General features: G+C 46.4%; 13 protein-coding genes. 2 read left to right on the top strand and 11 right to left on the bottom strand.

What is annotated here, in order from left to right; all coding sequences use genetic code 11:
* Positions 1–13: 13 nt before the first annotated feature.
* Positions 14–697 carry a phosphatase PAP2-related protein gene (locus tag ACO1NU_RS11870; RefSeq protein WP_448818703.1) on the bottom strand — a complete coding sequence of 228 codons (684 nt, stop codon included), beginning with the start codon at positions 695–697 and terminating at the stop codon, positions 14–16.
* Positions 698–757: 60 nt separating this feature from the next.
* Positions 758–1,465, bottom strand: coding sequence for a DUF2490 domain-containing protein (locus ACO1NU_RS11865; RefSeq protein WP_448818702.1), 708 nt, complete (start codon positions 1,463–1,465; stop codon positions 758–760).
* A 73-nt stretch (positions 1,466–1,538) separates the two neighbouring features.
* Here ACO1NU_RS11865 and ACO1NU_RS11860 point away from each other — a divergent pair, with 73 nt between their 5' ends.
* Entirely contained in the window at positions 1,539–1,790 is a 252-nt protein-coding gene (locus ACO1NU_RS11860) for a hypothetical protein (protein WP_448818701.1), read from the top strand.
* 7 nt (positions 1,791–1,797) lie between these two features.
* On the opposite strand, the gene ACO1NU_RS11855 is transcribed toward ACO1NU_RS11860, so the two are convergent.
* The 7 genes from ACO1NU_RS11855 to ACO1NU_RS11825 form a co-directional block, all read right to left on the bottom strand.
* The gene (locus ACO1NU_RS11855; protein WP_448818700.1) at positions 1,798–2,289 is read right to left on the bottom strand and encodes a BLUF domain-containing protein; all 492 of its coding nucleotides are present in this window, start codon (positions 2,287–2,289) and stop codon (positions 1,798–1,800) included.
* Positions 2,290–2,406: 117 nt separating this feature from the next.
* Complete coding sequence (locus ACO1NU_RS11850; RefSeq protein WP_448818699.1) at positions 2,407–2,982, bottom strand: GDYXXLXY domain-containing protein; 576 nt, start codon at positions 2,980–2,982, stop codon at positions 2,407–2,409.
* A complete protein-coding gene (locus ACO1NU_RS11845; protein ID WP_448818698.1) occupies positions 2,958–4,223 on the bottom strand; it encodes a DUF2157 domain-containing protein in 1,266 nt (421 codons plus the stop codon). The genes ACO1NU_RS11850 and ACO1NU_RS11845 overlap by 25 nt, the downstream gene beginning before the upstream one ends.
* The gene (locus ACO1NU_RS11840) at positions 4,216–6,570 is read right to left on the bottom strand and encodes a hypothetical protein (protein ID WP_448818697.1); all 2,355 of its coding nucleotides are present in this window, start codon (positions 6,568–6,570) and stop codon (positions 4,216–4,218) included. The genes ACO1NU_RS11845 and ACO1NU_RS11840 overlap by 8 nt, the downstream gene beginning before the upstream one ends.
* A 23-nt stretch (positions 6,571–6,593) precedes the next feature.
* Entirely contained in the window at positions 6,594–7,775 is a 1,182-nt protein-coding gene (locus tag ACO1NU_RS11835; RefSeq protein WP_448818696.1) for a metallophosphoesterase, read from the bottom strand.
* A 24-nt stretch (positions 7,776–7,799) separates the two neighbouring features.
* Complete coding sequence (locus ACO1NU_RS11830; RefSeq protein WP_448818695.1) at positions 7,800–8,636, bottom strand: SdiA-regulated domain-containing protein; 837 nt, start codon at positions 8,634–8,636, stop codon at positions 7,800–7,802.
* 20 nt (positions 8,637–8,656) lie between these two features.
* The gene (locus ACO1NU_RS11825) at positions 8,657–9,868 is read right to left on the bottom strand and encodes a Pycsar system effector family protein (protein WP_448818694.1); all 1,212 of its coding nucleotides are present in this window, start codon (positions 9,866–9,868) and stop codon (positions 8,657–8,659) included.
* Between the two features lie 211 nt (positions 9,869–10,079).
* Between ACO1NU_RS11825 and ACO1NU_RS11820 the strand changes: the two genes are divergently transcribed.
* Complete coding sequence (locus ACO1NU_RS11820) at positions 10,080–11,615, top strand: SulP family inorganic anion transporter (RefSeq protein ID WP_448818693.1); 1,536 nt, start codon at positions 10,080–10,082, stop codon at positions 11,613–11,615.
* A gap of 27 nt (positions 11,616–11,642) precedes the next feature.
* Here the strand turns inward: ACO1NU_RS11820 and ACO1NU_RS11815 are convergent, their stop codons facing one another.
* On the bottom strand, positions 11,643–13,412 hold the full coding sequence (locus tag ACO1NU_RS11815; protein WP_448818692.1) for an acyltransferase family protein: 1,770 nt from the start codon (positions 13,410–13,412) through the stop codon (positions 11,643–11,645).
* Positions 13,413–13,587: 175 nt separating this feature from the next.
* A partial coding sequence (locus ACO1NU_RS11810; RefSeq protein WP_448818691.1) for an NAD-dependent epimerase/dehydratase family protein occupies positions 13,588–14,072 on the bottom strand: 485 nt, incomplete at its 5' end.

Here is a 14,072-nt window from a genome sequence, read left to right as displayed (position 1 = left end):
TATATAAGAGAAACTACTCGGTAAATGGTGGAGTTTTGTCGGTAAATGAATCCACCCGGGCCAACCTGCTAGCCAGTAGGTAACAAAGGTAGGTAAAGAGTGGTGCGAAGACGACATCTACGGTATAATGTACATGCTGGATCATCACCAGCATCCCCATCAACAAGGTCGACAGCAGTGCCAGCGTCTTGTCGGTCCGCTTCTTCAGGAACAGAAAAAACAAGAACTGAGTAGCGGTATGTCCGGAATAAAACAGATCCTTGGTTACGTAGGTATCACCATAGAACATATCAGTTATCGGATCCCAGATATCGATAATACCTGCGGGAGGATTCAGTGGAACCAGGGAGATGGAGATAAAGCGGGAGACGTTGAGCACGATAATGCCATAAAGCAGGCCGAGGAAGATATGCGGCACTTTGATCACCCGTGAAAGAGTAAAAAGGGCCATCCCCCAGGTGATCATAAAGATTGGGATAGAAACGTCGACAGCAGGAATCAGTTGCAGTAAAAAGTCTTCGTAAACCACACCTTCCCTTTTCTCGATATACTGATAGAACAGAGGAAAAACAGGAGTAAGACAAAGCAAGATGCCAACGGCTACCAACAGGCGCTGCCTGAACAGAGGAATTTGCCAGGCCAAAGTCCATTGTCCGGACAATGAGAGCCTTTCCTCTTTAACGTTATTTCGGATCATTATTTAGTTAGGAGCGCCTTCTTGTAAGGATGCAAACTTACGATAAAATCGAGAAAAAACTTAGAATCTGGTATATACCGCCAGTTGAATAACATTATTTAACACATTTCTGCCCGAGCCCTTGATGGCCTGGTTCAGATAGCCTGCTTCAAGATCAACCGCCGGGCTAAACCTGTAACCCACAGCAGCATAGGCCCTGTTTTGATCAAACATGGATCCGTTAAGCTCGTCCTTATTCTGAATAGTCAGGAAAACCTCATTTTGGAGTGCAAAGAAGGCGCCTTTGGAAAAAGGAGTATCGGCAGCTTTGCGCAAAGGGACAAGCGCCCTTACGAAATAACGTAAACGTTGTGAGAAGACATCCTGATTTCCCTGGTCAATGAAACGTTGCTCCAGGCGGAAGCGGTGTGTCAGGTTTAGAGAGCTGATCTTGTGGGTGTAAATAAATTGCTCCCAGATGCGATGCTCAGTCAGGTTATTGCTGGCAGCACCGTCTGCATTATTAAAAGTTTTGATCAAAGCATAACCCGCGGTGGCGTTTTTAGAATCATCAATAAACCAGGTAACCCCAGGTCGTATAAGCACGTTTTTTACGGATTCAACATCATTGGAAGACCTCACCTGTCCGTCAAAATGCACACCCACTCTTTCAGAGATCCGGGTGCTGTTGAACCAGGCTCCCCATGCGGAGGTCTCCTTAACCTGTGCGCTGGAGAAGAAAGGAAAAACAAAAATAAAGGAAAAAAAAATGAGGGGTCTTAGATTCATGCGGTGAAATTAGAGAAATCATCTTTTTATACCCTATTTTCGGTCGATTTTTGGAAGTAAAATTTATGTTATTATGGATGAGTCGTTTATGATTCCTGTTTCTTATTTGGGCAGGGAGCTCGAATATGAGGGCAGGCTACGCATTTTGGGTTACGTTCACAAGATTGAAATTGATGTAGATGGAGTGCCCGTTATTTTTGAGCCAGATGAAGAGCGCAATTACCGGGCGCTGGTGAGCCATGAGCAGATAGACAAGAGCAAGCATCTGAGTGCAGGTCTGTTGGAAGCGATCGCAAATACCCTGACCTCGCTCTTAAGCAGGTAAGCCAGGATTATACAAATCCCCGAAGCTCTCTGTTTGCGGCGGGGGTGCCGAGTGAACTGAACATCGACTTATAGAAACTCTTCAGGAAAAGCAGAGGACCGTTCGTTGCCTTAAACTCATCACTCCCCAATACGTGATTGTCCAATTGGAAGAATTCCATCAGCTGTTTATCTGCGTCGAGATCCAGGATCTCAAAACCGATGTTCCAGATGCGGAAATGCCGCCTGGAGATCGCTTCTTCTTTCAGGACGACGACCTGATGATGCCTGGGATCCTGTTTAATCTTGGAGAACACCCTTTGAACCATAAATCTGGATCCTTCGATAATCTGCATGAAGCGGCCTTCAGTACATTTTACTGATCGCCCTTCAACGTATACCAGCATTCCCGTCAAATCATTCTCCTTGTTGAAAGTAGCCGATTGATGGAGCAGTACCTTCAGATCTTCCTGCTTCATCAGGTGTGTGCAGGTACTGAAATAAATGAGTGAATATAACATAGGTTTGGACGTAAATCAAGGAAATAAAACTAGGTGTATTTATCAAAGATGCACTTCACGTTTTAAGTCCAATCGATTTGTGCCAATGTATAGTTTTATTTCACTGCTTTGATTCCATCATTTCAAGAGCTTATTGACCGACTTTTCATTGATCAGCACATCCTGCAGGACAGCTGCTCCCTCGCGAACGTATACCAGGGCAACGGTGCTGGCGCCAGGGCGCCTCAGCGTTTGAAGAAACATCTTTTCTGCCCCAACTGCCTTAGTTTCTTCCATGTAAAAACGCTGAAATGGAAATTCCACATGTACTATACTTTTGTCGTCAACGTTAATGACGTACGCATGCACTTCAACATAGTCGACGGGGCCATTTGGTCTTTGCAGTGATATATTTTCAATCATTGCGTAGCCATTCGAATCAGTCCTGAGGATGACGAATGCATTGGTGTTTCCCAGGAATTCATTCACATTTTTAACTTTTACGCTATTTACCTCGTACCGAAGTGTGATGTATTTTCCACGAAAAGGATCATTTGGATCAAGAGGAGCAACTTTAAACCGGAAAAGTTTACCCTTTGTAAGGACCGCGTTGTGTTTGACGATCATGCTGACAGGAGCATATAGCTGGACCAGACACAAGACCAGAAATGCAGGAATGATCCACTTTTTCAGGTCCTTCTTTTGAGCATCCATGTGTTTAAGATAAAGATTACGATACCTACTGTGATAAAGATCAATCCCCGGAGAACAAAGCTGAGATCGGTGTCGAAGAAGCGGCACGCTGTAAGCGCAGATATGATCAACAAGCCGTAGTTGAGCACTCCCAGGTTGTCAGACCGGGCACCTTCGCGGATGATCATCATACCGCAAATTAAAATGATGACGTTTATGAATACCACGGAAATCATCGACTGAGTGCCTGCGAGGAAAACGAGGATAAAAACGGCAAATACCATATCCATTGGTTTCGGCTTCCGGAGCTTGAGACTTTTATATGCGAGCAGGATTGCTGCCCCTGTGAGAATCAGGGAAGCGAGGAGTTCCGGGGAGCGGAGGAGTGCATCCGTATAAAAGTCCTTTCGCAATAGTTTGGTCCAGAATTCTTCAAAGCTCAGATAAAGAAGCAGCGTGATCGTGCCCAGAGAGCCGAGCAGCAGATAGGGATTGTTGCGCCGGCGTTGAAAAGTACCGGATAGCAAATGTCCCGACAAATAGAAGACTGCGAACAGGCTCATGTAGGCAATATACATGAGCTGAGGGATGGTGTGGGATACGGTTGCCAGACCGAGACTGAGAGATAGTGGAATTATCCAATTATGGTATCCTGTAAAGTTGCTTTTCGGGTGCCTGGACACCAGGGCGTAGTAGTGAGGCATGGCAAGGCTGAACATCAGCCAATACCAGAAGTCCGGGAGATGGGCAGGAGACCAATCATCAGATGCAAGGGCATACCAGGTTATTCCACACAGGTACAACAGTGATGTTACCGATGACTGCATGAGATAGATTACAGGAAGACATAAGAACATCCACACGAACAGAAATTTTTCGATGTCGCCGGAGATATGATACATCTGACTGATCAGGGCGATGCAGGCACCAAGCGAGAAGAAAAGAAATGTTGCGCTCCCCTCTCTCCACGCTGTACCGGGTGGGTTCTTTCTCAGCAGTACGTACAGGCATAGGCCCTGAGCTGCGACGAGAGGGATAAAAGCCAGCACCAATTTAAGGCCTTTAGTCAGTTGATCCCAATTATGGGCAATGATTAAGATGATGCCAAGGCCCACAAGTAAAGATGCCAGTATGCCAAAAACAGTAAAGAGGGTGAGTTTTGAGTCTCCTTTCTTCTCCTGGTAGTAGTGTCTGATCCGGTCTGCCGTTTCCTCGGTTATAACGGAAGCTTCGACCAATTGCCTGAGTTCATTATTATTCATCTGGATTCTTTTGATCTTCGACCTTTATCCTTACCCGAAGGGCTTTCAATCCATCGACGCCCTGCAATTCTTCCATATCAAGATATTCAATTTCCCCTTCAAGTATCTGACTATCCCGAAGATACTCAACATACGATACATATTCCTGAACATCGGCGTTGCGTGAATAAACAATAGCAATGGTTCCGGGCTGAGTTAGGCGCTCACCTGTACCGCGAACATGCACTTTATCTATTCTCTTCTTGATTATCTGATAACGGATATTGTAACCGCCTTCCACATCAAAGCGTTTCTCGTCCATCCGGAAGCTGATGTCTATCGGGTCCGAGTTGACATATATCAGCTGAGTGGTCTGCAGCTGATGAGGCATCTGCGGCAGCATGCTATGGAGTTGCTTGTATATCCCTGCCATGGATGAAAGTTGCATAAAGCGAAGGTTCCGGAGATACATCAGATCAAAAGGCATATCAGGACGAAGAGATTGACCGATATAGATATCGTACTCGATACCATCTGTACGGAACTTATCGAAGTAACAGGGATATGCCTTCTGCATTTCAAGGTTCATCAGGTCAAGGTAGAGACTTATTGCCTGAGTGATCATCTGCATCGATTTTTCGAGCTCCCTCCTATGTTGATAAGCGCGACCGGTAATTGGGTCGGTCGCTTCGAGGTAGGCGTTGATAGCCTCCTCTGAATCGGGGTGCTGCGCACTGACGTTTTTCAGAAAAGGCACAACTTCCGCCTCCAGATATTGGCTCACCTTATGCTCTTCCGCAGAGTTGCTGTCGCGGGTAAAAAGCCATTTTTCTATTCTGTAGTTTACTTCATCAAGAATGGAAAGCCCGATATCTTTTTTCAGCAAGGTGAGCGTATCGGACAGGAGCCCCAGCTGATAGTTGAGATCGAGTTTCAGCGCCGTGTTGCGCTCGATCGAAGAATTGCGGACGTCTATGGCGCCATAAAGCGGATACAGCTGCTTAAACAATACAGGTTCTATCTCTATACGCGCCTGTTCTGAACGGTTCTTGCTCAGATAGGTCCAGGCTGCTTCCCTGAACTTCCAGGAAACTGCACTCTGTATGGCCGTAAACTTCTCGCTGACTACCGATGAAATTCTATTCTGAATGGCTTCTACGGCATATTTTAGTAATTGCGATAAAAGCGGAAACGCGGCATCCAGCTTCTGCATCAGATCCGTAGTGAGGACATTCTTCTCTCTGGATGTTATCTCAATTGCGCCTACAAGTTGCTTATTAGAAAACAGGGGCACCAGCGCGTAAGATTCCAAATCTGAGTTTTGCAGAACGGTTCTCAGAAAGAGAGAGGCATCCTGATGGCGGACCACGGATACGTGAGGTATGAAAAGGGGCTCGGGCTTTAGCATAAAACGATGTACTTCTTCTTCCAGAAGCACATCATTTTTGCTGAGACTGTTACTGACCAGCGTTTTGGTCAGTTCTCCGAAGTCAAACACCGGTTTTCCGTTCAGCATGACCAGCGGTATGAGGCCAAATTCAAGGGAGCTGGTGTTGGCCAATGTGTGAAGCGCCGATTTTATGTCACGTTCGCATACTTCCCTACTCTCTTCGTCCATTGTCAGAATGCTGTTCCGGATAGTGGAAAGTGCGTGCCGCTCGGTAACATCCGTTAAGGTGAGGATGGTAAACCCTTCGAATCTGAACGTGCTCAGTGGTATTTCCGCGATCAGGAAAGCCAGGATTTCCTCGTCGGAGGTAAATTCCCTGAGCTTGGACAGATCCAGTGATGGGAGGTTTTCCCGGCTGAACACATCAAGGAAAGTCGTGTCTATGTTTACTTCGTAATACTCGGAGACTTTCGACTCCACGTTTGGTATTTTGAGCACAAGGCTCTTACACAGCTTTAATTGGTAGTGGTAGACTTTTTCCAGGACGGTAGCATACATGAATGCCATGCGCCTGTTATCATACGGTGACTCCTCCTGCTCTTGCAGGTTGCATATATTATTCTGCTTATTGACGACCAGGCGAGCGATGCGGTCGGTGCCATAGAACGAGTCGATGCTTACTGGCAGTGCCAGTCCCCAGAGATCGTTCTCCGTCGCATGCACAATGTTGGAGGTAATAGTGTAGATCATCTCCAGGATGAGGCTATCGTGCTGGAAGATTGCAGGTTCTATATGACTCTTCAGCTCCGGACGGCGTTCTATTTCATGAATAAGTGAGGAATAAATCTTCCTGGTGATTACTTTATCGCCGGATTTTTTCTTCAGGAGGAATTCATAAAGCGGTCGCAAGGAGAAGACCTCCTCGGGTAAGTTACCTGATGGTCTGTGATATAAAGAATCTGGAGAAATAAGTTTCATGTAATATGTATTGCTGAGCGCTATTAATCGGCGGCCTCAGAAGAAGATGAATTTGTTTTTTCTTTAAGCCAGGGTACCTTGTTCAGGCTACCCTTATGCTCCTGACCATGTGCCGGTTCATAGGGCTTTACATATACGAAGGTACGCTTAAGTGAAGCATCAGAAAAACCGTAAAACGTGATCCGGCTGCTACGATCGCTAAGCAGATCCACGGTAACGAAGCCTTGCTCTGCCTGGGAGTAAAGGGAGTTTTTTCCTTTACCGGCATAAGATTGCTTGGCCCCTGCACCGCTGACGATCTGCAATTTTTCTTCGTTGATCAGTTGCAATCCATGATCATGGCCTGATACATAGATCACATTCTCGAATCCCTTAAAAACGCTATTAACGTTCCTGACGAGGTTTTTGTATGCAGGATGCTTGCTATCCTCCGGATTAAGGAAGAGGGTATTTCGCAATAGCGGATACAGTGAGCCTATTCCCGGAAGAGGGATCCACAGGTTCTTGAATTTCGCCGTTAGCGGAAAGATATGATCTTTCCATGAGTAATGCCCTCCGTGAACCCCGTATGTCCAGATGGGGTGGTGACCAGCAAGGAAGATCGTTTTATTTTTGTTCTTGTTCAGCAGAAACTTCATGCGATCAATAACCTCCTGCGCGCTGTTACACGCACAGTCCGCATCGTCGCTCTTTTTATCATGCGGGAACACCCACCACTCACTATCGTATGCAATGATAAGGGCCTTGTCGCTGAGCGGGATTTCAACAGGATCCGGACAGCCGTCAGCAGGAACCAGCATCAGCAAAGAATCACCCTGCGCCTGGAGAAATTCCCATTGTGCCTTAATCTTGGCCAGGCCCTGCTTACCCATTCTGTCCCAGTCGTGGTTACCCGGAATAAAGTAGACCGGTGCACCCGCGGCACGCATGGGACGATACTGGGACCGCAGGATGTCACGTGTGGACACCTCATCCGCGCTGCCTGGCAGACCGACTCCGCTTGGATAAACATTATCTCCCAGATACATCACAGTTGTTTTTCCTGGAAGGATGAGTTGGGCCGCATAAGGAATGATGGTCTCCTGTTTATGATTGATCTCGCCGGCATCCCCGATAAAGATCATTCTATGACGTACAGAATCCTGTCCCTGGGCGGAGAGCCCAAATAAGAGAATCAGGATCAGTAATTTGGCCGTTCTTTTCATGCGAAAGCTTCTAGAAGGATCCAATCAGGGCTTGTAAACGAACTTCAGAATGTTTCCCTGAGTCAGTTCATCGCCTTCATTCGATATGTATAAGTTAGCGTTTTTATCAAATGCGATACCTTCAGGCTGGTTGAAAATTTTAGAACTCAGCGGATGAACGTTTTCGATCTGCCATTCATCGTTCAGAATCAGTAAGGCCTTGTTAACGGATGAGAGCACATACCATTTCGAGGTGAGTGGATGCCTGGCGATGGCTGAAGGCTTCAAGGTTCCTTTTATGGCTTTGTTATCTTTAAGGCCTTTGAGCTTGAAGGTGCCACTAAGGAGCAACTGATCTCCTTTGGCTTGGAGAAGATAGCCGGTAACACTTTTCTTCTTCTTGTCGACCTTGCAGCTTTTACACAAGACCGTGAGCCTGTCGCTTAAAGGGTCATAATACATCCCTTCGTACTCACCCGGAGGAAGCAGCTTTTCATGTTCATTCACCTGTGTGACTTTTTTCGCGGAAGCCTGGTTGAGCATGAAAGAATACAGGTTGCCATTACTCTTCAGAATAAATACCTTATCATTGACGATGGCCAGATCTTCATAGTCGCCAGCTCCCGCAAATGATATATTCGTTTGGTCTTTATTGCCCCAGGCAAGCCTGAACAAGCGCCCATCCTCATCCTGCACGGCGAAAATCGTATCGCTTTCGCCATTTTTGAAGGCCACTCCAGAGATCTCGAGCAGGCTCTCCGTCAGGCTGAACTTTTCCGGCTGCTGAAGGTCATAACCGGGGGGATTGCTCTTCGCCTCGGGCTGCGGCTTGCAAGAAGTGCTTATCAGAATCAGGATTGCTGAAATCAGAAATATTCTCATACGTATCAATTAGGAGTACCTTAATCTGTCACCAGTATAACGGCTATTACAAAGGCGACAACCGATGCAACGATTCCGAACATGAATACACTATAGGCAGCTCTCATCAGCTTATATTTTCTTCCCAGAACAACACCCTGCGAATAAAGGTCACGAATAAGACTTCCATAAAGGAAGTCGCGGTCATCCATCATCGCATGCATGCCTTTCTGGTAATCCTGCAGGCTCATCCGGTAGAAATTGCCGAAAAACAGCAGGTTGACCTGCTTCTTCTCTATATCTTCATTGCTGAAGCTGCCCGAGGGAACAGAAGGGCGGGTAGCAAGAATGGAGAAAACGATGGTGATAAGGCAAACGGTGAGAAGCATCATGGTAGGAATAATCAGATGTGTATTGTTCTCCAGCTTGCGAAGGAGGATACTCAGCACAACCGAGAGTATGATTGAATTTGTAGAGATCATGATATGAGCCTTATTATCAGCCATATCACTTAAGCGCTGATGATTGTTCGACGAGATCCTGAACATAGTCTCTATTCCACGTTCAGGTCTGTCTTTTCTCTTTAGCTCTTTGTCTTTAGCCGGGGCTGTCTGCGTCTGCAGCTCCTTTGCTACGGCAGATAATGTTGATTCAGCATTGCTGATTGCTTCGTTTCTCAGGCTGAGGAGATTCTGCTGCTTTTTTTCCTCGAGAATGCTGCGACAGTAATCTGTGTGGAACTGATGCTGTGTGAGCAGTTCAATTGTTTTTGCACGCCACTTCTCCTTTTTGATCTTCTTACCAGCGACTAGCTGTGCCTCCTGCCGCATGAGTTTACTGCGATCCTGAAAATTGTCGCTGCCGAGATGGTAGAGGTCAGCGTCGCATACGATCTGCTGTAGCAGGGTTTGCGGCTGCTGCGGCATGCGGGTAGACAGGATGCAGCCCTGGACAGCATCAATAATGTGCGAAGGAACCTGGTGTGATCTCAGGAATTCTGCTGCCAGCGAGGCACTTTTGGATTCATGGTTCTCCTGACCAGAGAGATAGCCCACATCATGAAACCAGGCAGCGGCCTGAACAATAAAGAGGTCATCTTCCGTCAGATTGTAATGGATTGCTATTGCTTTTGTATGCTTGGCGACATATTCGGTATGGCTTAAATTATGATAGATCAGGTTGCTGGATTCCTTCTCGGAAAACATTCTTTCCACATACCTTTCAACATGATCAAGCACGTTTTTATATTCCATTCTATAAATATATTAAACTTCTTTTCCCTCTATTGGAACATGAAACCGTTTCTTATGTTTTGCGGGAGGGTAAGGCTTGAGTACGGAGGAGTCATGAAGAGCACACGCCTTTGTGAATTATATTATCTTTGCATCTTCGAAATAAAGCAAGTACTGATGGCAGTCCGATCATACTACCCGGGGTGCCCCTCCAATAATATCACTATCTGAGATGAAGCCCTATCTGCGTCTTTTTGACTTTTCGCAAAAAGTTGATTATAAAATTGAAATTCTGGCGGGACTGACCGTCGCGATGACCATGATCCCCGAATCGCTCTCGTTTGCTATTCTGGCAGGCCTGCCACCGTTGAGTGGCCTGTATGCAGCTTTCATCATGGGTTTGGTTGCTTCGGTATTTGGAGGACGGCCCGGATTGATTTCCGGTGGAGCGGGAGCTACCGTCATTGTATTGATTGCTCTGATGCATTCGCACGGGATCGAATATGTATTTGCCGCGGTAGCACTTGCAGGAGTTCTGCAGATTCTGGTGGGGCTATTTAAGTTGGGGAAGTTTATCAGGCTGGTGCCTCAGCCCGTCATGTTCGGCTTTGTCAATGGCCTGGCCATCGTCATCTTTATGGCGCAGCTGGAGCAGTTCCAGGCAGTAGTAAATGGAGATTCCAGGTGGTTGACCGGAAGCCCTCTTTATATTATGACAGGACTTGTTGCACTCACTATCGGCATTGTTTTTTTATGGCCGAAGGTTACGAAAACCATTCCTCCCTCACTTGTTGCCATCATCATCGTATCCATGCTTGTATTTGTGGGTAATATCGATACGAAGACTGTCAAAGATATTGCATCCGTAAGTGGAGGATTCCCACCCTTCCATATTCCCAACATTCCGCTTTCCTGGGATACGCTCCAGATCATATTTCCTTACGCATTGATTATGGGAGGTGTGGGTCTCACGGAAGGTCTCCTGACGCTGAATCTGGTAGATGAGATCACCGGAACGAAAGGAAGCGGCAACAGGGAGTGTGTGGCACAGGGGAGCGCCAATATTTTGAATGGCTTCTTTACAGGGATGGGAGGCTGCCCGATGATCGCTCAGACCTTGGTGAATCTTTCCGCCGGTGCACGGGCAAGGCTTTCCGGCGTTATAGCCGCATTGACCATTCTGATTATCGTGCTAATCGGTGCTCCTGTAATCGAACGTGTTCCTATGGCAGCGCTGACAGGGGTAATGATCATGGTCGCGATCGGAACATTTGAATGGACCAGTTTCAAGATTATCAATAAGATGCCGAAGCAGGACGTATTCGTCATGGCCCTCGTTGCCATCATCACGGTCTGGTTCCATAACCTGGCGCTCGCGGTGTTGATCGGCGTGATCATTTCTGCCCTTGTTTTTGCATGGGACAGCGCTATTCGCATCAGAGCCAGGAAGTATATTGATCAGGATGGCGTAAAGCATTACGAGATTTACGGGCCGCTGTTCTTTGGTTCAGCAACAACGTTCATGGAGAAGTTTGACGTCTTCAATGACCCTTCTGAGGTTGTTGTCGATTTTAAGGATAGCCGGGTTGCGGACATGTCGGGCATTGAGGCCCTGAATAAACTGACGGAACGATATCAAAAGGAGAATAAGACACTTCGGATAAAGCACCTGAGTGAGGATTGCAGAATGCTCCTGAAAAACGCCGAGGACGTCATCGTTGTCAATATTCTGGAGGACCCTACTTATCATGTCGCATCAGACAAGTAAGGTCCTGCAGGTTGCGTAAAGGCGACCTTACCGGAGAGAGGCACTCAGATTTGTGTTTACCGACTTGGATATATGCAGGTACCTCGCGAGGTTGATCTTCCTGGCGAAGAACTCTGCGCCAGGACGCGTAAAGTGACGGGTATCCTGGCTGATAAACTCACAATTCTTCGTAAATACAGGAACCTGATGACTATTGTCCATTACAAGCGACAGGAGATCTATGTAGCGGTCTCCCCACTGTTTTTTTAGCTGCTCATTTTCGTTTAGCGCGTAGTCGCTGACATCCGCCCGGACGTCACAATTACCCTGACTCCGTTTCTGGTTATATAGCAGGCCATTATTAGGTCCAAAGTTCTTTGTACCTACTATCCATACCTTAGACTCGTCTATTCTGAATTTCTTTGACACTGGAATATACTCCGCTTTATAGTAAGGTGAGAAGAAGATAATGTCGGCCATATCCAGCTTCTGCTGCATGTGCTCCGTCTGAAAAGGAAGCTCACTATAGGAGATGTTAATCTGCTCACGGAAATTTGATTCGAGCAATACGTTTGCCCAGTCACGTGCAAAACTATTTCCGATAAGGAGGACGTTTATCTTCTCTGATGGCGTGAAATCCTGAGTAAACTCCCGGATGCGGGAATTATATCTGGCATGCATCCCCCTTTCCACATGACCTGTAGTGATCTCCAGTTCAGGAACGTCTCTCACCACCCCTGCCTTCAGGTAGATATAGAATGAAGCAATATTCAGACCCACGAAAAGAAATGAGCAAACAACAAGCAACTTTTTAGTGGATATATTATGGGGTCTCCTGAAGTAATCTTCAATGAAGTGATAGGAGAAAATGGCGATCACAAACATGATGGACAGCAGTAGCAGCGATGAATACAGGTTGAAGTCCTGGGATACCGTGTAACGATAAAAGGCAAGCACCAGCTGATGCCACATATAAAGACTGAAGCTGATGGTGCCGATATAGACAGCCACGCGGCTTTCAAGAAGCCTGTTAATGCTGAATGAGGAACGATTGTATACAATAAGCATGACCGTTGCAAGAACGGTTACTATGGTTTCCAGCTCACCCGGTAAACCAAAATCAAACAAGAGAAAAACAAGCAAGGTAAAGAATGAAAGACTGGATACTAGAGAGTTGCTCTTAAATCCGCGTGCTTTTAATGCAGCAAGTCCTCCGATAGAGATCTCAAAAAACCGCATAGGAAGCATATAAAACTTCACCGGCTCATCGCCATAAAAGACGTAAGCCAATGCAGATGCAAGCGTTGCAACCAGTATGATTGCGAATATCTTGTTGTTCTTCCTGCTGGAAAGCAAAAAGAGAAAAGGAATGACGATATAAAACTGCTCTTCAACGCCAAGGCTCCAGGTATGCATCAGAGGCTTATATTCATTCATCACGTCCCAATAATTCCTCGTGGTAATCAACTGCAGGATGTTGTTGCTGAAGAAGTTGGTAGCAATGATGGACTGACTTAAATTCTCCAGATCATCAGGAAGCATAAAATATGAACCGAGCAGTAACGAAACCAAGCCGGTCAAAAGCACCAGGGGAATGATTCTTCTGAACCTTCGGAGATAAAAATCTTTTATAGAATAACTATCGTTGAGGAAATCTTTGTTGATAATGCCAATGATCAGGTAACCGCTTATTACAAAAAACACGTCGACACCCAGGTAGCCATTGGGCAAAAAACCGAGATGAAAGATGATTACAACGATGACGGCCAGGGCTCGAAGGCCTTGGATATCGTTTCTGAATGATGTGAGGGTGCTCATGATGCTGGTTATAGGTTTAGGATTAAGCTGATAGAGGAACCGCAGGCATAGCATGGCCATGACACCTTCGGTATCGTAATTTGAATAATTTGAGGTAAGGGAACTGTTGATCTTTTTAGAAGATCTCTTCAGGAAACCGCCGGATGATCATCCGGCGGCTTATTGTATAAGTATACTATTTATTCTTACTCAGGAAATCCTGATAAGCCAATTGGATGCCTTGTGGCAGCTCGATGGTGTGCTTCCATCCATAGGCGTGTAGCTTGGATACATCCATCAGCTTACGTGGTGTACCATCGGGTTTGGTAGTATCATACTTGATCTCTCCCTGAAAACCTACGGTCTCTTTGACCAGTTCGGCCAATTCCTTGATGCTGACATCTTCTCCTGTTCCGATGTTCACCAGTCCCGGTTCGTTATAGTTCTGCATCAGGTAGTAGCAGGCTTCGGCCAGGTCATCGGCATAGAGGAACTCTCTTTTGGGTGTTCCGGTGCCCCAGATCACGACTTCTGTTGCTTCGCTTTGTTTGGCTTCATGGAAGCGACGGATCAGCGCAGGCAGCACATGTGAGTTCTGTGGATGATAGTTGTCGTTCAAACCGTACAGATTAGTCGGCATCACCGAGATGTAGTTACAGCCATACTGCGCGCGGTAAGCAT

It is taken from the genome of Arcticibacter sp. (assembly GCF_053551015.1).
This window is presented reverse-complemented; position numbering and strand designations above follow the sequence as displayed.

Coding starts and splice junctions, on each gene's coding strand:
- ACO1NU_RS11860 (WP_448818701.1), top strand. CDS start 1,539: ATGGATGAGTCGTTTATGATTCCTGTTTCTTATTTGGGCAGGGAGCTC.
- ACO1NU_RS11830 (WP_448818695.1), bottom strand. CDS start 8,636: ATGAGAATATTTCTGATTTCAGCAATCCTGATTCTGATAAGCACTTCT.
- ACO1NU_RS11825 (WP_448818694.1), bottom strand. CDS start 9,868: ATGGAATATAAAAACGTGCTTGATCATGTTGAAAGGTATGTGGAAAGA.
- ACO1NU_RS11870 (WP_448818703.1), bottom strand. CDS start 697: ATGATCCGAAATAACGTTAAAGAGGAAAGGCTCTCATTGTCCGGACAA.
- ACO1NU_RS11850 (WP_448818699.1), bottom strand. CDS start 2,982: ATGGATGCTCAAAAGAAGGACCTGAAAAAGTGGATCATTCCTGCATTT.
- ACO1NU_RS11855 (WP_448818700.1), bottom strand. CDS start 2,289: ATGTTATATTCACTCATTTATTTCAGTACCTGCACACACCTGATGAAG.
- ACO1NU_RS11845 (WP_448818698.1), bottom strand. CDS start 4,223: ATGAATAATAATGAACTCAGGCAATTGGTCGAAGCTTCCGTTATAACC.
- ACO1NU_RS11820 (WP_448818693.1), top strand. CDS start 10,080: ATGAAGCCCTATCTGCGTCTTTTTGACTTTTCGCAAAAAGTTGATTAT.
- ACO1NU_RS11865 (WP_448818702.1), bottom strand. CDS start 1,465: ATGAATCTAAGACCCCTCATTTTTTTTTCCTTTATTTTTGTTTTTCCT.
- ACO1NU_RS11840 (WP_448818697.1), bottom strand. CDS start 6,570: ATGAAACTTATTTCTCCAGATTCTTTATATCACAGACCATCAGGTAAC.
- ACO1NU_RS11815 (WP_448818692.1), bottom strand. CDS start 13,412: ATGAGCACCCTCACATCATTCAGAAACGATATCCAAGGCCTTCGAGCC.
- ACO1NU_RS11835 (WP_448818696.1), bottom strand. CDS start 7,775: ATGAAAAGAACGGCCAAATTACTGATCCTGATTCTCTTATTTGGGCTC.